We start from the raw sequence: 20,347 nt of genomic DNA, 5'->3' as shown, positions 1-20,347 counted from the left end.
TGAATAGTGGGTTGAAAAACGCTTAATATCGGCGTTTTTTTGGTTTTAAGCATGATGGAATTGATAAATTAATCCTAAACCAACTATAAATCGTACTAATAGCGTAAGAGTAGGTTAAAAACGAAAGGAGGTGAAAAGCATATGAGTAGCAACGTAAAAATCGCGAGTGGTATAAGTTTAGTGGCCGGTTTATGGCTGATGGCTTCGGCGTTTGTGATGGCAGTAGGGCTCTATAGCAATCCGTTTATTGTTGGAATCCTAGTGGCAATTTTCGCCCTGATTGCGCTTTCGGATGCAGAAAGTTCTGTGTGGGTCGGTTGGGTAAATGGTCTTTTGGGTTTCTGGATGCTGATCAGTCCCTTGTTTTTAGCAATGGCAACGGTAGGCGCAACCTGGAATAGCGTCATTCTCGGCCTAGTCATCATCGGTTCTTCTCTGTGGGGTATGATGTCTTCACCCTCAATGGGTCGCGGACATCCCAGCATGAGCTGATTTATCCTGCGAGTGAGATCATAATTGGCTTAACGAGAAAATGAATGCCACATAAAGCGAAAGAAATAAGATCGATACAAGATCTTATTTCTTTGTTTAAAATTATAGTGTATAATTCAGGTGAGCTAATTTTTAAACTAAAAAATATGCAAAAAAATGAGAGTAACTTGGATCGCAGCCTAAGGGCTATTCTGGGGGTTGTTTTCCTAGCGCTCGGAGCGTTATCCTTCTCTGGCATAACGAGTGGTATGCTCTTTGTATTAGGAGTGGTCATGCTTATCACGGCCGCAACCGGTTTTTGCGCGCTGTATAAATTGTTCGGGATTGACACGATCGGGGAGAAAAAATAGGACCTGGCAAGGGTGGATCAATACTGGCTTTTCAACAAAAATTACGAAAATTTATCGCTGGTTTTTGTTTTATAAAAGTAGCGACGTGAGTTGCTGATTTTGTTAGTTGGCGAGAAAAACGAAATCGCTTAATTGAGATGAAAAAAAAGAAAGTTGAAAAAAATAATCCTCAAATTTTGGCACCGACACTGCTCGGTCTGCTTGGACGTTACAAAAAAATTATTAGCTGGCTTGTCATTCTCACAATTATTGCTAATGCGCTAAGCATTTCTGTGCCCAAAATTATTGCGCGGGCGATCGATACCTATGCCAGTGGACATTTTTCCGTCCCTGATTTAGCGATTGAGTTTACCGTCATCGCTATAGGCATTTTCGTCTTTACTTATTTGCAAAACATCGTACAGGTCTATGCATCAGAAATGGCCGCGCGCGATTTGCGCGATGAACTTGTGGCCAAAATTTCCGTCCAACCCTATGCCTATATTGAAACTGCCACGCCGGCCAAGCTTTTGACTAATCTGACATCCGATGTCGACGCGGTAAAAACTTTTGTTTCGATCGCTGTCTCTTCAATCATTTCATCCATCTTTTTGATTGTCGGCATCGCCGTGCTATTGCTCATCACTGATTGGAAATTAGGAATCTCTGTGCTTGCGATTATGCCATTTATCGGACTGAGCTTCTTTTTTGTCTTAAGTAAAGTGCGTAAATTATTTGTCAAATCACAGGAAGCAATCGATTGGCTTAATAAAATCATCAGTGAAAGTATTTTGGGGGCAGCGCTTATCCGCTTGCTTGATTCGCATGAGAGCGAATATCAAAAATTTTTGCCTGCCAGTAAGGAAGCGAAGCGTGTCAGTCTGGAAATTCTGGGATTGTTCGCTAGTCTTATCCCGGTCGTCACTTTTTTTACTAACCTTGCCACGCTGGTCATCGTTGCTTTGGGCGGGCATTTTGTCATCCAAGGAGCGATGTCGCTGGGAAATTTTACCGCTTTTAATAGTTACCTTGCGATCCTAATTTTTCCTATCATCATCATTGGTTTTATGAGCAATGTCATCGCCCAAGCTCAAGCTTCCTATGATCGGATACTAATGGTGCTTAAAGCTCCGGTGGAAAAGAAAACTGGCGGGTTGAAAGTCTCTCTCAAGGGAGATGTTGAAGTGAAAAATGTTTCCGTCAATTTTGGCGAGAAGTATGCGCTTAGGGATGTTTCTTTTTCTATTCCTGCTGGTAGCAAGACAGCGATTATCGGACCCACGGCTGCGGGGAAAACCCAGCTGCTTTATCTGCTTACCGGGTTGCTTGCGCCGACATCCGGCGAGATTTATTTTGATGGCCAAAAAATCGAGCAATATGACAAGGAAAATCTGCATAGTCAAATCGGCTTTGTTTTTCAAGACAGCGTAATGTTTAATCTGAGTTTGCGGGAAAATATTGCTTTTAGCAATACCGTGAAAGACGTACATTTAAAAAAGGCGATTGCGACCGCAGAGTTAGATGATTTTATCGGAAAACTTCCCAAAAAATTAGATACGATTGTTTCCGAGCGGGGAACAAGCCTTTCTGGCGGACAAAAACAGCGCGTCATGCTAGCGCGAGCGCTGGCGCTTAATCCGAAAATATTGTTGCTGGATGATTTTACCGCGCGCGTCGATGCGAATACGGAGAGCAAAATTTTGAATAATGTCGCCAAAAATTATCCAGGGCTGACACTTGTTTCGGTCACGCAGAAAATTTCTTCTATTGAGCATTATGATCAGATCATTTTAATCATGGAGGGGGAGCTTTTAGCCAAGGGTACGCACGAGGCATTGCTCGAAACATCGCCAGAATACGTCCAGATCTATCAGTCACAAAGAAGTACGAATCAATATGAATGAAACTACAAATTACAAGCTCGCATCTGCCAATCGGCCGGCCGGCAAATTTACAAATATACAAATAATATACGGGTTATGAATTATTCGCTCACAAAAACTGATATTGAAAAAGAAAAAGAAAAAGGGGTGCTAACCACTGCCTGGCGCCGGCTGGTGCCATTGATGAAGGAAGAGGGGCGTTCGGTGGCACTCGCAATCATTGCGATGTTGGTCAGTTCCGCCGCGACATTGATCGTACCGATCATTATCGCGCATATCGTGGACGACTATATTGCCGATAAAAATTTTCACGGCGTGCTGCTCTATTCCGGATTGTTAGCGCTTATCTTTCTTTTGACATTGGCTTCAAGTTATTTCCAGATCAAAACGATGGGGGGAGTCGGCCGGCGCTTACTTTTTAATCTGCGCAATAAAATTTTTAGTAAATTGCAAGAACTGCCGGTGGCTTTTTTTAATCAAAACAAAACAGGAGATATCGTTTCGCGGATCAATAATGACACAGACAAACTTAATCAATTTTTCTCCCAGGCACTCATGCAATTTTTCGGCAATGTCATTTTGATCATTGGTACTGGAATCTTTCTTTTGAGTATCGATTTCAAACTCGGACTGGTAGCTCTTCTCCCAGCTATCGTGGCGCTGGTGGGCACTCAGATGCTCTCTCCTTGGGTCAAGCGGTCTAGCCTCAAGAGCCTGCGGACGCTTGGCGGAATGAGTGGAGAGATCCAAGAAAGCATCAATAATTTCAAAGTGATCGTGGCTTTCAATCGGCTGGACTATTTCCGCAATAAATTCAAAGAAGCGAACGGAATGAATTATGCTGCTTCCATCTCGGCCGGCATCGCAAGTAATATTTTCAATCCGCTCTATACGCTTGCCTCATCTTTGGCACAGCTGGTCGTCTTAGCTTACGGGATCTATCTCATCTCCATCGGTCAATTTACTGTAGGATTGCTGATCGGCTTTTTGCTGTATGTCAATAATTTCTACAATCCGCTCCGCCAATTAGCTTCGGTCTGGCCGTCGCTCCAATTGGCCTTAGCGGGCCTTGATCGCATCGCGGAAATTTTGGCGCTTGAGTCCAATTTGGGGACTGAGCCGGTAGAAAAAATGAAAAAAAGCTCTTCCTTGGAAGCAGCATTGGAATTTAAGAATGTCAATTTCCACTATGAAGGTGGAAGGGATGTTTTGAAAAATATTAACTTTGCTTTGGAAAGAGGCAAAACCTATGCATTGGTCGGACCGACTGGTGGCGGCAAGACAACAACTGCGTCGCTGATGGCACGGCTCTATGATCCGATTGCGGGAGCAATTTTTTTGGAAGGGAAAAATATCCGCTGTTATTCGTCGGATGAGCGGACAAAAAAAATCGGATTTATTCTGCAAGAACCGTTTCTTTTTACCGGCACGATCCGGGAAAATATCATATATGGCAATGAAGAGTATGGAAATTGCACTAGTGCTGAGCTTGCGCAGGCATTGGAAAAGGCGCATCTGACAAAACTACTTTCCCGTTTTTCGGAAGGGCTCGATACGCAGATTGTCTCAGGCGCGGATGCGATCAGTTTGGGACAAAAACAATTGATCGCTTTTATCCGAGCGGTATTGCGCAGTCCGGATATTTTGATCTTAGACGAAGCAACGGCCAACATTGACACGGTTACTGAGCAGCTGTTGGAAGAAATTATCGCTAAATTGCCGAAAAAAACGACCAAAGTGATCATTGCGCACCGGCTTAACACGATTGAAAATGCCGACGAAATTTTTTTTGTCAACGGTGGAGAAGTCACGCATGCCGGTTCGATGCAACATGCCGTGGAACTGCTTTTACACGGAAAGCGGGAAAGCTAGTTTAATAAAAGACGGAGTACTTCTTTAGCAAAGATTAAATTTCAGACAGGATAAGAGTGAGAAAAGTGAGCAAGTGTTATAATAAAAAAATGTATTATCTTTACATCGTTGAATGCGTTGATAAGACGCTATATATTGGAATCACGACCAACCTTGATCGCAGAATCGCGGAGCACAATGGAACAAAATTGGGTGCGAAATATACTGCTGCGCGCCGTCCGGTCAAATTGGTCTATTCCAAAAAATTCAAAAATCGTTCTACAGCATCGAAAGAAGAAGCGCGGATCAAAAAGCTAAAGAGGATAGACAAATTACAACTAATCACGACCTGTTGATATTAATTTTTGCGTTCTGAAATTATCGTGGTATAATAAATAAGTAAAAATAAATAAACTAAAAAATAAAAATATGGTAGTCACAAAAAAAACAAAGACTAAAAAAGAGGGGAGTGGATTTGATTGGCAGGAGATGCTTTCTGGATTGGGTGTCAGTTTTTTCAAAAATTTTGCCGATAACTTGGCAGACAAGATCAAACACCGGATCGAAGAGATGGTTGCGGCCTTTCAAAAAAGTTTGATCGGCACCTTTCTCATTATTGTTGGTACCATTTTTGCGCTTATCAGTTTAGTTCTTTTTATCAATGAGATATTAATGCTAAGCAGTGGAATTGGCTACGCGATTGTGGGAATTTTTTCAATCCTCGTCGGACTGTTAATTATTAAAAAATAATCATATGGATGCAAAAGACATCAAGAGCAAGGCGACTGAGATGAAGGTCGAATTGCAAAAAGTGGCCGAAAAGGAAATTGTTAAGGCCAAAAAAGAATTGGAAAACGTCGGAAAAAAAATTGAGGAGTATACTAAGAAGAATCCAGAAAAAGCCGCCATGATTTCCGCGGGAATCGGAGCCGCTTTGGGTGCAGCCGTGGCAGTGCTTTTGGGGAAAGCCGGCAAAGGTAAGAAAAAATAGACCACTTGCTAAAAAGGTCCTTTTGGGATATAATCAATAAAGGGTCGCAACCCTTTATTTTTTTGCCGATTCAATGAAAAAAACAGCCGAAAAACAGCCGAAAATGGACTTGGGACGCTTCTGGGAGCGAATTTGGAAACTCTTGGAGCCGAGTCAGAAGCAGATTAAACGTTTGCTTGTTTTGATTATGGCAATGGAAGTAGTTCGCCTTGTCGGTCCCTATATGCTAAAACTAGTGATTGACAGAATCACTAGTTTTGACCCGTCTCAATTGAGTAATATTTTGCTTTTGGTCGGGGCGATGTTTCTGATCAATCAAGGGATTTCCTTTCTTGATTATTTGGCGGACAATCGAATATTTGATGTTCTCGTGGACATCATTGCTTATCTTTCAAACAATGCTCACAAGAAGATGGTGTTTTTGAGTTTGGGCTATCATGAAGCGGAAAATACAGGTGGCAAGGTGATAAAAGTGACACGAGGAGTTGATAAGATTGAAACATTATTTAGTAATTTTTCATTTGAAGTTGCACCGACGGTTTTTCAAATTATTTTCACCACCATTACGCTGTTTGTGGTTAATTGGCATTTTGGGGTAATAATTTTGATTTTTGTGCCAGCCTTCATCTTGCTCACGCTCCGAGTAAATAAATTAGTTTATCCTTTTCGTAAAAATAGATTTGATGAGCAAGAGGTAGCAGCCAGCCTCATGACTCAATCAATAATCAATATTAATACCGTCAAATCTTTTGTGGCGGAACTAAGGGAACATATCCAATTTTCCCGAGCGACTGGAAATGTAAAAAGCAGTATACTTAAGGAATATAGAAAAATAATTCAATATAACGTAGCGCGAAATTTGGTGATTGATCTCGGTCGTGCTTTTGTGTTAATTTTTGGGGTTTATTTGGTAATACAGGGTCAAATCACGATCGGTAGTATAGTCTTTGTTTATACTATTTCCGAAAAAGCTCTACTTTCATTATTCCGCATTTCGCGACTTTACGACCGGATTATGGAATCTAGTGAAGCTGTGGAACGTCTCTACGTTTTGTCCAAAGAAGAATCAGATATTAAAAATAATCCCAAAGGATTGAAGCCGAAAAAGATTGAAGGAAAAATAGAATTTAAAGATATTTCTTTTTGCTATAAAGACAGCGCGAATTGTGCTTTAGAAAAGGTCAATTTTTCCATCGATTCTGGCTGCGTGACTGCCTTGGTCGGACCATCTGGTGGCGGAAAAACAACAGTCGTGCGGATGATTTATCGCCATTATGATCCTAGTGCCGGGCAGGTGCTTTTGGATGGCAAGGATCTGCGTGAGTATGATTTGTATGCCTTTCGCCACTTTATGGCCATCGTTCCGCAGGAGGTGGAAATTTTTGACACAAGTATCAACGAAAATATCGCCTATGCCAAACCGGGCGCGAGCAGGGAGGAGATTATGGCAGCGGCACGTACGGCTAATGCGGAAGAATTTATCCTGCAACTGAAGGATGGCTATGCGACGACGGTGGGCGAACGGGGGATTAAGCTCTCTGGCGGTCAGCGTCAGCGGATCGGAATCGCGCGGGCAATTTTGGCTAATCCGCGGATCCTTATTTTTGATGAAGCGACATCAAGCCTGGATTCTTATTCAGAGCGGTTGATTCAGGATGCGATGGACAAGATCAGTAAAAATCGGACGGTGATTGTGATTGCACATCGCTTGAGTACAATCAAAAAAGCGGATAAGATTATTGTATTAGAGAAAGGTCGAGTAGTGGAAGAGGGAAATCATACTGAGCTTTCGCGCCTTTCCGGTGGACTCTATCAGAAGCTAATCAATCTGCAAAAAGTTGGGGACGTCGAGTAATCGCAATAAAGCCAAATTTATGATCGGAATTTTCGATAGTGGAATTGGCGGTCTGACTGTCGCTAAGGAAATCAAAAAGGCCAATCCAAATTGTCCTATTGTTTATTTTGGCGATTCGGCGCGCTATCCTTGGGGTGACAAAAGTTCGGATGTGATCCGGGGCTATGCGGTGGAAATCACTGAATTTTTGATTTCAAGGGGAGCGAGAGACATCGTGATTGCTTGCAATACCGCCTCAACCTTTGCCGCTGATTTTTTGCGTAAAAAATACCCCAAGATTAATTTTTATGACGTGATTGATCCTGTGGTCGCTCGAGTTGAAAAAGAAAGGTCTTTAAAAAGAAAATTGAAGATTGGTGTGATTGGTACGAGAGGCACGATAGGCAGCGGAGTATATGCTAAGAAGATTAAAGCGTTGGATAAAGTTATGAAAGTTTATTCCAGGGCTTGCCCGCTTTTTGTGCCTTTAGTCGAGGAAGGATTGCTGAGCGGAAAAGTGACTAAGCTGGTCGTGGAAAAATATCTGAAAGACTTGAAGAAGAAGCGATTAAATATGTTAGTGCTCGGTTGCACTCATTATCCCTTGCTTAAAAGAATGATCGAGGGGTATTTGGGGAAAGACGTGCAGATTATCAGCTCAGCTCAAGAGATTGCACAAGGAACAAAAAAGATTTTTTCCGGTAAGGGAAAAAAGGTCCAGCAAGATGTTTATTATTTTTCCGATCTCGTCGAGCATTATCAGAAAAATATTTTTCAAATTTTGGGTCAGAAAGTGATAATTAAAAAACAAGTTTTTTAAGCCTATGTTAGATGAAAAAAATCGAAAAAAAGCCATTTTTTCTGCTGATGATTTTGGGATCAGTAAGCTAGCAAATGTTAATATCTTAAAATCATTGAGGACGGGAAAATTAGATCGTGTCGAAGTTATGATTAGTGAAAATTTAAGTGCTGATGAGGTGGAGGAATTGAAGAAATCGGGAGTCAAGTTGGATATCCATTTGCATCTGGTTGACTATAATTCAAGCTACTGGCGAGGCGATCGAAAACTCAAAGAAAGTCCAATAAGAAGGGCCATCGTGTTTATATTAAAATATTTGATGGGAAAAACTAGCCCAGAAAAAGTGGGATTGCAATGGGCGATCCAGATTGAAAAATTTGAAGAAATTTTTGGTCAAGTGCCGGACGGAATCGGTTCACATGAGTATATCCATTATTTTCCTCCTTATTTAAGGACAGTTATCCAATTGGGTGAAAAATACAAGATTCCCTTTGTACGCTTTGGAAAAAAAGAATTTAACAGCTCTGGTCCGGTAGCGAAGGCGTTAAATTGGTTGCGCAAAAAAAGTTTGGTCGATATGCGAAAAACAACCATGTATACTACTGATTATATGGTTAGCTTTGATTGGGTCAATGAGCTTAGTTTTTTGCGGAATTTGCCAGCAGGAAGTTTGACAGAGGTTGTTTTTCATCCAGAAAGAGAAGTGGAGTTTGATTTTTTAGGCAAAGTATGATTTTGGCTTAAAAAAGGCAAATTAGCTTGACAGGCGCTCTTTTTAGGAGTTAAATAAGAATAGATGAAACGGATTATTTTAGTGCTTATAAGGCTTTATCAAAAAACTCTTTCTCTCGACCAGGGACCGCTTTCTTATGTCATCTCCGAACGGATCTGTCGTTTTCATCCGACTTGCAGTCAATATACCTACGAGGCAATCGAACGGTTTGGTATTTGGCGCGGAGGATTTCTGGGACTGAAAAGAATCGTGCGTTGTCATCCCTGGAATGCAGGTGGATATGATCCGGTGCCGAAGAAAAAGTGATTAATTTTTTAGGATTAAAATATTTTGTTTACTGATGAAGTTAAATTAAAAGTATATGCCGGGCGTGGCGGCGATGGCGTTGTGGCTTTCAATAAAGTCAAGATGAGCCTTGGGCCGACCGGCGGGAAAGGTGGCAACGGAGGCAGCGTCTATTTTGAAGGCGTGTCAAATCTTTCGGCGTTGAATAAGTACAAGCACAAAAAAGAATATTACGCCGAAGATGGACAGAATGGCAAAAAAGATAATTCCGAAGGACACCGCGGAAAAGATTTGATCTTGACTGTGCCGATCGGTAGCGTGTTGCATGATTTAGATACCTTGGAAGAGTTGGAAATTATCAAAGTGGGTGAGCGCATCCTGGTCGCGAGTGGCGGGATCGGCGGACGGGGAAATTTTTTCTTTCGTGGGCCGACCAATACTTCACCAAAAGAAAGGGAGCTGGGCAAGGAAGGTGGAGAGCGTAATCTATTCGTCGAATTGCGCTTTATCGCGGATATTGGACTGATCGGACTGCCAAGTGCCGGAAAATCATCTCTGCTCAACGAATTGACCGCGTCCAAAGCTAAGGTGGGAAATTATGATTTCACAACGCTCGAGCCAAATTTAGGCGTAATGGAGGGTGTTATCATTGCTGATATTCCCGGACTGATCGAAGGCGCATCGGAGGGCAGGGGATTGGGGATGAAATTTTTGCGTCACATTCAACGAACAAAAATCTTAGTCCATTGCATCAGCTTAGAATCGGAGAATTGCAAAAAAGACTATAAAATCATTAGAGAAGAATTGGGAAAATATTCCGATGAACTCTTGCAAAAAAAAGAAATCATTTTGCTCACCAAAACTGACTTGGTCGATGCCAAGCAGATTGCCAAAAAAGTAAAAGAGATGCAAAAAATTAACCCGGAGGTGCTTGTTGTGTCGATCCATGATCAGGATCGGCTGAACATACTGAGGAATTATTTATTGGAAATGCTATCTGCATAATCAACCATAATAGAGCCACTATGTATTGGATTTTTTCTATTTTATTTGCTGTTGCTGTTTTGATTCCGGATATCATCCGAGGAAATGTTTCATTTCTTGTTGAGGAACGGGCGGAAGAAGTGGCGATTTTTATTCTTGGTTCGATTGCTTTTCTAACTTTTGTTCAAAATGAAAGAAGGATTGCACTGCAAAAAAAAGAGAAAGAAAGGACGCAAAAAAAAATGGATCAGACAGTTAAGGATTTAGTTGACTCTTATAGCTATATCGGGGAGGTCAATCGGAAGATGGACATCATGATGGGTGTAGCGCTTGGTCTTTCTGATCGGTCTATCTTGAACAGAAAAAAGGAGAAAGAGGCATATGAATCCATCATTAATGCTACTAATTTTTTGCTCAAGGCTAATGTGTCAGTGATCCGATTTGTTAATCTAAAGACAAATAGGACTGAAAAGGAAGTTGGCCTTTCCGATAGTATTAGTTCAACCATACCAAACAAGGAGCTTACAGAAATGAAAGAAGACGTGAACGTTAAAAAGCATAATGGATTTTTAGTTGTCTCTTCACCTCAAAAAATTAACAATATAAAGAGTTACTTGATAGTGGATGGTTATGATGAAAAAGAAGAGGGAAAGCCGAAAAATATGGAAATTTTAAAGCTTTTTGCTTCTCAGGGAATATTTCTTTATAGCTATATGTCGAAAAAAGAAGATAATAAGGAATGTGATTGCGAAAAAATAATGTAGGTAATTTAATTTTTTAACTCTAATGCGTTTCGTTGTTTATTCCGGAAATTCTGTTTTGAAGATAGTTGAGGAATGGAAGCGACGCAAGAAAAAAATATGCAAAAAGAAAATATCAAACCATTGGGCGAAAATGTTTTGGTCAAATTACTCAAGGCCGATCAAAAGACCGAGTCAGGGATTTTTTTACCGGAAATAGCCAATACGGAGCGACCCCAGGAAGGGAGGGTGTTGGCAATAGGCACAGTCGAGGCTATGCCGGTTAAAAAAGGGCAAAGAGTTATTTTTGCCAAGTATAGCGGAACAGAAATCAAGGTGGGTGGAGATGCCTGTTTGATTCTTAAGGCAGAAGATATCTTGGCAGTAGTGGAATAGCACTAAGAGATATAAAAAGTGAACCGTTCCAATTATTCGGAATTATTTTGTCAGTTCATAGCCTTTAGTTTTCCAAGTGTCTAATCCATCAGAAAGAGCAAAGGTATTTGAAAAGCCCAAGTCGAACAACCTTGCTGCGCCCTTGAAGGCTCCTAGGGCGGTGTCGGTGTAGATAATAATAGTTTTATTCAGGGGGAGTTCTTTTCTCCTTTTTTCTATATCATCTAGAAAAATATTGGTTGCTGCGGCTATGTGGCCAGTACTAAATTCATCGCTTTTTCGTGCGTCAATAATGACTAGATTTTTCTCCGTAGCAAGTATTCTTTTCAAATCATCACTAGTGATATATCTCACTTTAGCTTGATCAGCGAAAGAGTTTTGGTCGCCATCGCTAATTGTTGGATTGAAATTGTTTTTCCATGATTCAAAACCACCATCAAGATAGAAAAGGTTAGTGTAACCTAATGCCGAAAGGATATCGGCTATGTCGCCAATAAGGATCATTTCTTCTGACTTTTGGATCAATATGCAGGTCTTGTTTTTTGCTACAACCTGAGGAAAAGAAGCTATGTCAGAAACAGGCATATTGATCGAATCAACGATGTGTTCATTTTTGTAGCTATTCGTATCACGAAAATCAACAAGGATCAATTCCTCATGATTTGTCTGAATTTTTTTTGCTAGTTCAGTTGATGTAATTTTTCCGATCTTTGCTGGATCAATCTCTGTTGGCTTGACCACAGCCGCTTCTTGGTTGTTTTTAAAAGATGTTTTTTTTTCTGAATTTGACTTAAAGATAGTAATGGCCGAAATTAGCGCAATTAGAAATAGCCCTATAGCAATTGCTTTGATATTTTTTTCTTCTTTCCCTTGATCAGAGTTAAACATGAGTTTATTTTAAAACGCTTCCAATGAATTTTGGATTTCCATTGATAAAATCTCTTATCTTTAAATTATTTTTACCTTCTAGTTGTACTTCCTCCAAAATAATCGCTCCGGCTCCAGATTGGACCGCGATCTTACCGTCCGACTCAAAAACTTCTCCCAAAGAATGCTCGCCAAGCGTAGCGGTATTTCCCAGAGCAAGTTTGTTTATCTTTAACCGCATATTGGCGTCACCTCGTTGCCAATAAGTAAAAACTCCCGGCCAAGAGTAAAATGCGCGATATTGGTCATAGATTGTTGTGGAGTCATTCATCCAGATTATTTTTCCATCACCACGTTCAATTAGTTGGCAGAGGGTAGCTAGTTTATCATCCTGCGGTTTTGGCGTGATTTCTCTTTCAACCCAAAGCACAATTGTTTTTTGAAGCAACGGAATTGAAAGTTTGGCCAATTTTTCCGAAAGTTCTGAACTAGTTTCATCCGGGTCAATCTTGGTTTTTTCCTGGTTGAGAATCGCGCCTGTATCAATGCCAGTGTCCATAAGCATTATAGTGACACCAGTTTCTTTTTCGTTGTCCAAAATGGCATTTTGGATCGGTGATGGTCCTCGATAATGAGGGAGAAGTGATGCGTGCACATTGATGGCGCCAAAGCCGGGCAGTTCTAGGACAGCTTGGGGCAGAATTTTCCCATAAGCTGCAACGATGACCAGGTCTGGTTTTTGCTCAGCCAATTCTTTGATTTCTTCCTCTCCAAATCTGGCCGGAGAAAAGACTGGAATCTTGTTTTTTTCAGCTGTAATTTTGACAGCGGTCTTTTGCAACGCTTGGTCGCGTCCGACCTTCTTATCTGTTTGGGTGTAGACGCTGATGAGATTGTATTTTTCTGCAATCAGCGCAGTAAGAATCGTATCGGCAAAAGAAGACGTGCCCATAAAGACAGTCCGGAGCTTGATGGATTTTTTTGGCATATTTTGTATGATTTATATTTTTTTATTTAGACTCTTTCGATGTATAAAATTCCGTCCAGATGGTCGATTTCATGCTGTAATGCTCTGGCTAGAAGTCCCTCTGCTTCGATAGTGATAAGTTTTCCTGATTTATTCTGGGCAACTACTTTGACTTTTTTGGAGCGCTTAATGGGTAAAAATTGTCCAGGAAAAGACAGACATCCTTCTTCAGCAATTTCCTTGCCCCAAGATTTGGATTTAATTTTTGGATTGATTAGGATATGGGTCTTTCTTTCAAAACGGATGACGCACAGACGCAGCGATTTTCCCACCTGGGTGGCGGCCAGACCCATGCCGTTATTTTCCTTCATCGTTTCCAACATATCGAAAATCAACTCCTGAATGAGGGGGTCTTTGGGGTTTTTTATTTCCTGCGTCTTTTTTTTGAGGCGCGGATCAGGATAGATTACGATGGGAAGAATGGCCATGTTTTTAGCTATAAATTTTAGGTTAGATGATTGAAGCTGGGTCGATATCAATGACCCAACCGGTCGGAAGTGCGTTGAGAATGATGAGAATTTCTTGGGGTAATTTTTCGGGAAATTTAAGGATTAGCTGACGGCGAAATCTTCGGCGAATTTTTGATACATATGCATCCGCCGGCGGACTGATTTGTACGGCGCAATTTTCTGAAGCTAAAAGATTATACACCCGTTCTGTCTCGCTTGCAACCCTTTTTTGATTATAATCCTCAAAGACTAGTTTAGCAATTTTTCCGAAAGGTGGGTAGTGCAAAATTTCGCGGTCAGGCAATTCTTGGTCGTAGAACGCGGAATAATTATTTTGCGCGGCCAGCGTCAAAATCTTATTTTCTGGATGATAGGTCTGGATGATGATTCGGCCGGGAAATCTGGCGCCCGGCCTAGAAACACGGCCGGATAGTTGGACCAAATCTTGCCAAGCTTTTTCTCCGACGCGAAAATCTGGTAGCGTGAGCATATTGTCCGCGTCAATGACGCCAACCAGCGCCATTTTAGGCAGATCCCAGCCTTTCGTGATCATTTGGGTGCCGATGAGAATGTCAATCTCTCCGCGGGAAAATTTTTCATACGCTATTTTTTGGAAATCTTTTTCCTTGCTCCCATCTGAGTCGAGGCGCAAACCTCTGGCACTGGAAAAAAAATCTCTGACTTCTTTCTCTACTTTTTGCGTGCCTAGTCCGATATTGCGAAATTCAATGCCATGACATTTGGAACAATTCGGAATGGCGGACGCGACAAAGGCGCAATGTGGGCATTTGTATTCGCGCGAACCATAGATCAAAGCGCGGTCGCAATCAGGGCATTTGAGGACAGTCTTGCAACTCTTGCAAACAGAAAAATTACTCATCCCTTGGCGATTAATGAAGAGGATTGTTTGCAGATTATTTTTCAAAGCGTAGCTGATTTCGCTCCGCAACTTTTTACTGATGCAAGAATAATTTTTCGCCCAACGTTCTTTTTTCATATCGACCAATTCGATCGTACTGCGGACTTTTTGTGCGATTGAATTTTTGGGATGATAAGAATCGCTCAAAGTTAGGAGCGTATAGTTTTTATTTTGAGTCTTGAAATATGTTTCAACGCTTGGTGTGGCTGATCCGCGGACGAGCTTACTGTAAAAAATATTGCTCAATTTTTCCGCGACAGCTCGCGCATCGTAGCGCGGATTCATATCCCATTGTTTAAAAGACATGTCTTGTTCTTCATCAATTACAATGAGAGCCAGTTTTCGAAATGGAGCAAAAACAGCCATCCGGGTGCCAATAATAATTTTGGCTTCGCCGGATTTGATGCGCTGCCAATTAGAAAACAAGGCGCCTTTGGATAAATTGCTACTGAGAAGGGCGATTTCATTTTCCGGAAAATAGGCACCATATCTTTCCAAGGCTTGCGGTGTCAAGGTTTTTTCCGGCACTAAGATTAAAAATTGATTTTTTGGATTTTGTTTTTTAAGTTCCAGAATAGAGTGGATATAGACTTCAGTTTTCCCTGACCCCGCTGGCCCAAAGAGCAAAAATTTATCCGCGCCTTTTTTGGTAATTTTTTTTACCGCCTCATCTTGCTCATCAGTTAGCGTAATTTTTTTCTCCCCACTTGTTTCTTGCTTGCCCGCCGTAGCTTTAGCGCAGGGGGAAGCGAAGGAGGGTTTCATATTGCGTGACTTTGCTCTTTTGGGCACAAAATTTTTCAAAACCACTCCTAGTGAGATAACGTAATACTCTGAAATATATCTAGCGAGAGCCAGTTGCTCTTTGGTGAGAAAATTTGGCTCCAAAACTTTTTCAATTTTTTTGAGCGTCATTCCGCCGACGCGGGAAAAATCATTTTTGCTTTCAATTACAATACCTTCAACAGTTTTTTTAAACAGGGGAATGCTGACGAGTGTTCCGGCCGGCAATTTTTCATCCGCCAGGTAATAAAAAAACTGATCACGATTCAAGGGAATCCTGACAAGAGGAGTGATGCTGAGGATGAATTGGGTCTTTTCTTCTGCCATAAGCTTTTCTCTATTCTAGCAAGATATTTCTCGAAGATAAAGCGTTGGGAAACGGCTTGATTTATCCCGTAAAAAAGGCTAAACTAGAAGGAGCAAATGGGATAATTTAGCGAAAACATTATGAAAAGAAAGATATTCATTAGTATCAATTTAGCCGACAGAATCAGGCGTCGGCTCATTAAAAGCTGTGAAAAATGGCAAAATCTACCGGTAAAATGGACGAAAGAAGAAAATTTACACATTGAATTATTCTTTCTGGGCTATATTGACAATGACGTGGTGGCCCAGGCATGCCAAAAAGTATGCGAGGCGGTCTGCGATATTGAGCTGTTTGACCTGGAATTTGAAAAAATCGTCCTTGCTCCGAGCGTTGAAAAACCTCAAGAGTTCCGCGTGGTTGGAAAGGCCAGTGATAAGCTAAAAAATCTTTGCGAAGCCATCGAAAAGGAATTGGAAATTTTTGTCGCTTCCAAAAAAGTTTTTTCTCCGCACATCACTTTGGGAAAGATCCGGAAAGAAAAATGGGAGGAACTGGATTCAAAACCACGCGTAGATGAAAAAGCTTCTTTTGCCGTCGGCGTCGAGTCGGTTGACATTATGGCCAGTCACTTTGGTGAAGGGAAAAATAATTTTGTCTTGATTGAGAGTTGCCCGTTGAGCGTAAATTTGTAATTATTAACATACCTATATGAAAAAAGATCTTAAAGTCGCTATCATTCAAGCGAAAATTCCTAAATCAACATCGATTGGTGAGGAACAAATAGATCGCTTAGTAAAAGAAGCAACTCAACAAAAAATTGATATTGTAGGTTTGTCCGAAGATTGTCTTGCCAAGATAGAGGATATCAAAAATGGATATGACGCGATGAATTATCTATCGAGTATTGCTAAAAAGTACGGCGTGTATCTATTTGGCGCAACAATCGTTAAAACTAGCGATGATTTACGCAATCGAGGGTTTCTTTTTAATAGAAATGGCGAGCTGGTGCATGTTCATGATAAAGTGGTTTTGACACCGCCTGAAGTTGATGCTGGATTGATAGCAGGCGAAACCATCGAAGTGTTTGATACTGAATTCGGCAAGATGTCTATTTTAGTTTGCAAAGATTCTTTTCATCGATATGCTGCGTGGTTTTTTGAAAAATTATACAAAGCGGGTGTTGAAATTGTGCTTGTTCCTTCGTATTCAATTGGTGTTTCTGAAAGGTCTATTGAATTATGGACTAATTCATTAAAAGCGCTGGCAAAGTGGTTCAGCGTTTATGTTCTTGCTCCTGGAACTATTGGCAAAAATACAACAGAGTGGCCATCCTTTGGTCATGCCCTAATTATTTGTCCGAAACGCGTAGTGCTTGCCGAAGGTTCTCTTGATAAAGAAGAAATACTCAGAGCGACGCTTGATGTTGAGTCACTTGAGTATATAAGGAATAGTGATGTTAAGTGGCAACCAAATGAGGTTCCTGAAGTTGAAGTTATCACAGAATAGTTAAACTCCGAAATTTATTACTGAATTTAGTAAGTGCAAAATGAAAAGATTAATTCAAACAAGAGAAAAATATTTTAGGCAAAAATAAAAAAGCTGTCATCCCGAGCGGAGTCTGTACTCGGACGCAGTCGAAGGATCTACCCGCGATAATCGTAGTTTCTGCGATTTATAGCAATACTGACGGTAACCTGTGGCAGATTCTTCGACTCCGCTGTGCTACGCTCAGAATGACAATAAATTTAAAGAATTTATGAATGACCTAGAACAAATTAAAAAAGAAAGTATTGGCGAATTTGGTTCCGATACTTGCCAAGAGAAATACGCAAAAGTTGCCGAGCAAGGTTTTTGGGAAAGCGAGGAGATTTTGGTGAATAAATACTTCAAACCTAAGTCAAAAATACTTGATATTGGTTGCGGATCAGGAAGAACTGCCATTCCATTGAATCAAAAGGGATATGAGGTTATCGGCGTTGATATAACTCCCGAGATGATTGAAACTGCTAAAAAAGTAACTTCGTCAAAAAAAATAAACATTGATTTTGAGGTGGGTGATGCAACCAATCTAAGATTTAATGATAATTATTTTGACGGGGAAATTTTTGCCAACAATGGCTGGGTGCAAATTCCAGGAAAAGAAAATCGCCAAAAAGCTCTTTGCGAAATATATCGAGTATTAAAACCAGGCGGATATTTCATCCTAACTGCTCACGAGCGTTATTACTCGGGAAGGTATTTATTTTTTTGGATGAAAGCGTGGATTGAATTCTATATTTTAAAATCGTTGGGATTTAAAATTGAAGAGGTTGATTTTGGAGATCTGTTTTTTAAGAGAAATTATCCAAACGCTAAGTTAAAACAAAGACAATTTATTCACCTTGCAAGCAGAAAAGAAGTGGAGGGTCAAATTGAAAATGCTGGTTTCAAAATAGAGCTACGGAAAAAAATGGGGGAGCTATCCAAAGATGATGCTGATTCAATGCGTGGGTCACTATCAAAAGAATTTAATTCTTACAAATCACCCGTTTTTTATGTTTGCCTAAAATAAGAAAGCAAAATAAATCACAAAGTCATGAATCTAAAAAAGCTAGAAAAATATCTCCAAGAAAAAATCCTGCCTGACTTGGAAAAAAGTCGTGGTGGTTTTGATCGGATTCATACGCTGGAAGTTGTTGAATGGCTGAAGCAAATCATAAGCCATAACCCAGAATTAAAATTAGACGAAACGGTCTTAATCATCGCAGCCTATGCTCATGATTGGGGCTATTCTGAAATATTCAAAGACGGCCAGGTTATGGATTTTGAGATTATTGAAAACGCCAAAAAATTACATATGGAGTTGGGCGCGAAAAAAACAGAAAAATTATTGCAAGATGCTATTTTTTCCTTTCTGACCGACGAACAAAAAGCGCGAATAATTCATTTGGTGGCGGTGCATGATAAAAAATTCGAAATTAAAGATGTTGACGAAATAATCTTAATGGAGGCGGATGTGTTAAGTGGTTTGGATATAAATACCAAAAAACAGATTTTAGATGCCAAATCTAATGAAAAATTCATGGATTCAATGCTAAATATTAGAATTCCGAAGTTTATTACGGAGTTTAGTAAGGATCAGGCCAAGAGATTAGTTAAAATTAGAGTTAATTATTTCAGAAAATTGAAGAATTTGTAGCTTGCTTTTTGTGTCATTCCCGCGAAGGCGGGAATCCAGGCACCTCAGGCGAAAAACAAAAAGAAAACGAATTAATTGAAATTCAAGACTAGCTGTAATAGAAAGTTCACTACACTTGTAGTTCGATTTTCTAGAGTTCGTAACTAGTGGAACCTGGATTCCCACCTTCGCGGGAATGGCACTCTTATGACAGAAAAAGAATACAAAATTCTAGGTGTGCGGGTGGACAATCTTTCACGGAAAGAAATACTGGAAAAAATCGAGAGTTTTTTGGACGAGGGAAAATTTCACCAAATCGCCACGGTTAATCCTGAGTTTATCTTGGAAGCGCAAAATAATTTATGTTTTCGGACAGTGCTTGGCAATTGCGCTTTGAATATTGCTGACGGCTTTGGTATCAGATGCGCTTTTTGGCGGCATGGCTGGCATTTGAAATCCAGAGTATCCGGGGCCGATTTAACATTAGAAATATTAAAACTGGCTAATCAAAAAAAACTAGCTGTTCATCTTGTCATAAATAAGGATGGCTTGAACACCTTCACAGAGGTAAGAAAGGCTATTCTCAAGACCTATCCCAATTTGAAAATTAGTGGCAATGATTTGGATAAAAATACTGTTTCCTGCTCATTGATTGCTGATCGCTGTGTCCTGTTTTGCAACTTCGGCGCCCCCGATCAAGAAGTCTTTCTCAATTCCCAGAAAGATGCTAAAATACGGCTAGCGATGGGTGTGGGCGGATCCTTTGATTTTTTGACGGGAAAAGTCAGGCGTGCCCCGGTTTTTCTGCGGACAGTTGGCCTGGAATGGCTCTGGCGCCTCTTTCAACCACAACCCTGGGAGCATAAGAAAAAAAGACTGAAAAGAATCTGGGGCGCGGTCGTGGTTTTTCCGATTAAAATACTTATATGCCAAGAAAAATAGTTTTAGCTTCAAAATCAGAAAGACGAAAGATGCTTCTCAGGCAGATAAAGCTGGATTTTGAAATAAGAGAAAGTGAATACGAAGAAGACATGTCGGCTATGAGTGACCCCTATGAGTTGGCAAAGTTTTTAGCCTTGGGAAAAGCGCAAGATGTGGCCAAATATTACGCTGATGCCATTATCATCGGAGCTGACACGTTCGTTTTTTCTGGCGGAAAGTTTATAGGAAAACCCAAAGACACTACTGATGCCAAAAGAATACTGACTGATTTTTCCGGCAAAACCCACGAAATTGTTACAGGACTAGCGATTATCGATACGAAAAATAATACAGTTATCACTGATTATGATGAAGCGAGGGTGACTTTTAGAAAATTATCTGCGGAAGAGATTGACGATTATGTTGCGACTGGAGAGCCGCTGGATAAGGCCGGAGCATATGGCCTCATGCATCGCGGAGCAGTGCTGATTGAAAAAATTGAAGGCGATTTCTATTCCGTTGTCGGGTTACCACTCAACAAACTCCACCTGGCACTGAAAAAGTTGGGAGTTAACACGCTTGAAAAATAATTTTTTAAAA

24 protein-coding genes are annotated in these 20,347 nt (G+C 40.7%); 20 read left to right on the top strand and 4 right to left on the bottom strand.

Annotated features, from left to right (window positions below; all coding sequences use genetic code 11):
• Positions 1-141: 141 nt before the first annotated feature.
• From WC848_03420 to WC848_03355, 14 genes are all read left to right on the top strand, one after another.
• Positions 142-492: a hypothetical protein gene (locus WC848_03420; protein MFA5961706.1), complete on the top strand. Its 351-nt coding sequence runs from the start codon at positions 142-144 to the stop codon at positions 490-492.
• Between the two features lie 146 nt (positions 493-638).
• Positions 639-842: a DUF2892 domain-containing protein gene (locus WC848_03415; protein MFA5961705.1), complete on the top strand. Its 204-nt coding sequence runs from the start codon at positions 639-641 to the stop codon at positions 840-842.
• A gap of 137 nt (positions 843-979) precedes the next feature.
• Positions 980-2,725 carry an ABC transporter ATP-binding protein gene (locus tag WC848_03410; protein ID MFA5961704.1) on the top strand — a complete coding sequence of 582 codons (1,746 nt, stop codon included), beginning with the start codon at positions 980-982 and terminating at the stop codon, positions 2,723-2,725.
• A gap of 75 nt (positions 2,726-2,800) precedes the next feature.
• A complete protein-coding gene (locus WC848_03405) occupies positions 2,801-4,576 on the top strand; it encodes an ABC transporter ATP-binding protein (GenBank protein MFA5961703.1) in 1,776 nt (591 codons plus the stop codon).
• Between the two features lie 89 nt (positions 4,577-4,665).
• Positions 4,666-4,911, top strand: coding sequence for a GIY-YIG nuclease family protein (locus WC848_03400; protein ID MFA5961702.1), 246 nt, complete (start codon positions 4,666-4,668; stop codon positions 4,909-4,911).
• Positions 4,912-4,984: 73 nt separating this feature from the next.
• Positions 4,985-5,305, top strand: a complete 321-nt coding sequence (locus tag WC848_03395; GenBank protein ID MFA5961701.1) for a hypothetical protein — start codon at positions 4,985-4,987, stop codon at positions 5,303-5,305.
• Positions 5,306-5,309: 4 nt separating this feature from the next.
• A complete protein-coding gene (locus WC848_03390) occupies positions 5,310-5,546 on the top strand; it encodes a hypothetical protein (GenBank protein MFA5961700.1) in 237 nt (78 codons plus the stop codon).
• Between the two features lie 73 nt (positions 5,547-5,619).
• Complete coding sequence (locus tag WC848_03385; protein ID MFA5961699.1) at positions 5,620-7,401, top strand: ABC transporter ATP-binding protein; 1,782 nt, start codon at positions 5,620-5,622, stop codon at positions 7,399-7,401.
• Positions 7,402-7,420: 19 nt separating this feature from the next.
• Positions 7,421-8,200: a glutamate racemase gene (gene murI / locus WC848_03380; GenBank protein MFA5961698.1), complete on the top strand. Its 780-nt coding sequence runs from the start codon at positions 7,421-7,423 to the stop codon at positions 8,198-8,200.
• 4 nt (positions 8,201-8,204) lie between these two features.
• Positions 8,205-8,912, top strand: a complete 708-nt coding sequence (locus WC848_03375) for a ChbG/HpnK family deacetylase (GenBank protein ID MFA5961697.1) — start codon at positions 8,205-8,207, stop codon at positions 8,910-8,912.
• A gap of 63 nt (positions 8,913-8,975) precedes the next feature.
• Positions 8,976-9,218 (top strand): membrane protein insertion efficiency factor YidD, encoded by a 243-nt coding sequence (gene yidD / locus WC848_03370; protein MFA5961696.1) that lies wholly within the window; start codon positions 8,976-8,978, stop codon positions 9,216-9,218.
• 24 nt (positions 9,219-9,242) lie between these two features.
• Positions 9,243-10,202, top strand: coding sequence for an Obg family GTPase CgtA (cgtA, locus tag WC848_03365; GenBank protein MFA5961695.1), 960 nt, complete (start codon positions 9,243-9,245; stop codon positions 10,200-10,202).
• Between the two features lie 20 nt (positions 10,203-10,222).
• On the top strand, positions 10,223-10,945 hold the full coding sequence (locus WC848_03360) for a hypothetical protein (GenBank protein ID MFA5961694.1): 723 nt from the start codon (positions 10,223-10,225) through the stop codon (positions 10,943-10,945).
• Between the two features lie 96 nt (positions 10,946-11,041).
• Positions 11,042-11,317 (top strand): co-chaperone GroES, encoded by a 276-nt coding sequence (locus WC848_03355; protein MFA5961693.1) that lies wholly within the window; start codon positions 11,042-11,044, stop codon positions 11,315-11,317.
• A gap of 42 nt (positions 11,318-11,359) precedes the next feature.
• Here the strand turns inward: WC848_03355 and WC848_03350 are convergent, their stop codons facing one another.
• The 4 genes from WC848_03350 to priA are packed head-to-tail and all read right to left on the bottom strand — an operon-like array spanning position 11,360 to position 15,689.
• Complete coding sequence (locus WC848_03350) at positions 11,360-12,205, bottom strand: rhodanese-like domain-containing protein (GenBank protein ID MFA5961692.1); 846 nt, start codon at positions 12,203-12,205, stop codon at positions 11,360-11,362.
• Between the two features lie 4 nt (positions 12,206-12,209).
• Positions 12,210-13,172: a methionyl-tRNA formyltransferase gene (fmt, locus tag WC848_03345; protein MFA5961691.1), complete on the bottom strand. Its 963-nt coding sequence runs from the start codon at positions 13,170-13,172 to the stop codon at positions 12,210-12,212.
• Positions 13,173-13,198: 26 nt separating this feature from the next.
• Entirely contained in the window at positions 13,199-13,639 is a 441-nt protein-coding gene (def, locus tag WC848_03340; GenBank protein ID MFA5961690.1) for a peptide deformylase, read from the bottom strand.
• A gap of 22 nt (positions 13,640-13,661) precedes the next feature.
• A complete protein-coding gene (priA, locus tag WC848_03335; GenBank protein MFA5961689.1) occupies positions 13,662-15,689 on the bottom strand; it encodes a primosomal protein N' in 2,028 nt (675 codons plus the stop codon).
• 120 nt (positions 15,690-15,809) lie between these two features.
• On the opposite strand from priA, the gene thpR reads away from it, so the two are divergent.
• The 6 genes from thpR (at position 15,810) to WC848_03305 (ending at position 20,337) form a co-directional block, all read left to right on the top strand.
• Positions 15,810-16,361 carry an RNA 2',3'-cyclic phosphodiesterase gene (thpR, locus tag WC848_03330; protein ID MFA5961688.1) on the top strand — a complete coding sequence of 184 codons (552 nt, stop codon included), beginning with the start codon at positions 15,810-15,812 and terminating at the stop codon, positions 16,359-16,361.
• A gap of 16 nt (positions 16,362-16,377) precedes the next feature.
• Positions 16,378-17,175: a carbon-nitrogen hydrolase family protein gene (locus WC848_03325; protein MFA5961687.1), complete on the top strand. Its 798-nt coding sequence runs from the start codon at positions 16,378-16,380 to the stop codon at positions 17,173-17,175.
• Positions 17,176-17,425: 250 nt separating this feature from the next.
• A complete protein-coding gene (locus WC848_03320) occupies positions 17,426-18,220 on the top strand; it encodes a class I SAM-dependent methyltransferase (protein ID MFA5961686.1) in 795 nt (264 codons plus the stop codon).
• A gap of 24 nt (positions 18,221-18,244) precedes the next feature.
• Positions 18,245-18,847, top strand: coding sequence for an HD domain-containing protein (locus tag WC848_03315; protein MFA5961685.1), 603 nt, complete (start codon positions 18,245-18,247; stop codon positions 18,845-18,847).
• A 186-nt stretch (positions 18,848-19,033) separates the two neighbouring features.
• Entirely contained in the window at positions 19,034-19,768 is a 735-nt protein-coding gene (locus WC848_03310) for a WecB/TagA/CpsF family glycosyltransferase (GenBank protein ID MFA5961684.1), read from the top strand.
• Positions 19,753-20,337 (top strand): Maf family protein, encoded by a 585-nt coding sequence (locus WC848_03305; protein ID MFA5961683.1) that lies wholly within the window; start codon positions 19,753-19,755, stop codon positions 20,335-20,337. Before WC848_03310 ends, WC848_03305 begins: the two co-directional genes overlap by 16 nt.
• Positions 20,338-20,347 lie beyond the last annotated feature (10 nt).

It is taken from the genome of Parcubacteria group bacterium (assembly GCA_041659505.1).
Classification (GTDB): domain Bacteria; phylum Patescibacteriota; class Minisyncoccia; order Moranbacterales; family UBA2206; genus UBA9630.
This window is presented reverse-complemented; position numbering and strand designations above follow the sequence as displayed.

Excerpts from the sequence above, each read along its gene's own strand:
- WC848_03395 (MFA5961701.1), top strand. The coding sequence starts at position 4,985 with ATGGTAGTCACAAAAAAAACAAAGACTAAAAAAGAGGGGAGTGGATTT.
- WC848_03310 (MFA5961684.1), top strand. The coding sequence starts at position 19,034 with ATGACAGAAAAAGAATACAAAATTCTAGGTGTGCGGGTGGACAATCTT.
- fmt (MFA5961691.1), bottom strand. The coding sequence starts at position 13,172 with ATGCCAAAAAAATCCATCAAGCTCCGGACTGTCTTTATGGGCACGTCT.
- WC848_03360 (MFA5961694.1), top strand. The coding sequence starts at position 10,223 with ATGTATTGGATTTTTTCTATTTTATTTGCTGTTGCTGTTTTGATTCCG.
- WC848_03420 (MFA5961706.1), top strand. The coding sequence starts at position 142 with ATGAGTAGCAACGTAAAAATCGCGAGTGGTATAAGTTTAGTGGCCGGT.
- thpR (MFA5961688.1), top strand. The coding sequence starts at position 15,810 with ATGAAAAGAAAGATATTCATTAGTATCAATTTAGCCGACAGAATCAGG.
- WC848_03375 (MFA5961697.1), top strand. The coding sequence starts at position 8,205 with ATGTTAGATGAAAAAAATCGAAAAAAAGCCATTTTTTCTGCTGATGAT.
- WC848_03320 (MFA5961686.1), top strand. The coding sequence starts at position 17,426 with ATGAATGACCTAGAACAAATTAAAAAAGAAAGTATTGGCGAATTTGGT.
- WC848_03315 (MFA5961685.1), top strand. The coding sequence starts at position 18,245 with ATGAATCTAAAAAAGCTAGAAAAATATCTCCAAGAAAAAATCCTGCCT.
- WC848_03400 (MFA5961702.1), top strand. The coding sequence starts at position 4,666 with ATGTATTATCTTTACATCGTTGAATGCGTTGATAAGACGCTATATATT.
- priA (MFA5961689.1), bottom strand. The coding sequence starts at position 15,689 with ATGGCAGAAGAAAAGACCCAATTCATCCTCAGCATCACTCCTCTTGTC.
- WC848_03385 (MFA5961699.1), top strand. The coding sequence starts at position 5,620 with ATGAAAAAAACAGCCGAAAAACAGCCGAAAATGGACTTGGGACGCTTC.
- WC848_03305 (MFA5961683.1), top strand. The coding sequence starts at position 19,753 with ATGCCAAGAAAAATAGTTTTAGCTTCAAAATCAGAAAGACGAAAGATG.
- WC848_03390 (MFA5961700.1), top strand. The coding sequence starts at position 5,310 with ATGGATGCAAAAGACATCAAGAGCAAGGCGACTGAGATGAAGGTCGAA.
- WC848_03355 (MFA5961693.1), top strand. The coding sequence starts at position 11,042 with ATGCAAAAAGAAAATATCAAACCATTGGGCGAAAATGTTTTGGTCAAA.
- yidD (MFA5961696.1), top strand. The coding sequence starts at position 8,976 with ATGAAACGGATTATTTTAGTGCTTATAAGGCTTTATCAAAAAACTCTT.
- WC848_03405 (MFA5961703.1), top strand. The coding sequence starts at position 2,801 with ATGAATTATTCGCTCACAAAAACTGATATTGAAAAAGAAAAAGAAAAA.
- WC848_03325 (MFA5961687.1), top strand. The coding sequence starts at position 16,378 with ATGAAAAAAGATCTTAAAGTCGCTATCATTCAAGCGAAAATTCCTAAA.
- WC848_03415 (MFA5961705.1), top strand. The coding sequence starts at position 639 with ATGCAAAAAAATGAGAGTAACTTGGATCGCAGCCTAAGGGCTATTCTG.
- murI (MFA5961698.1), top strand. The coding sequence starts at position 7,421 with ATGATCGGAATTTTCGATAGTGGAATTGGCGGTCTGACTGTCGCTAAG.
- def (MFA5961690.1), bottom strand. The coding sequence starts at position 13,639 with ATGGCCATTCTTCCCATCGTAATCTATCCTGATCCGCGCCTCAAAAAA.
- WC848_03350 (MFA5961692.1), bottom strand. The coding sequence starts at position 12,205 with ATGTTTAACTCTGATCAAGGGAAAGAAGAAAAAAATATCAAAGCAATT.
- WC848_03410 (MFA5961704.1), top strand. The coding sequence starts at position 980 with ATGAAAAAAAAGAAAGTTGAAAAAAATAATCCTCAAATTTTGGCACCG.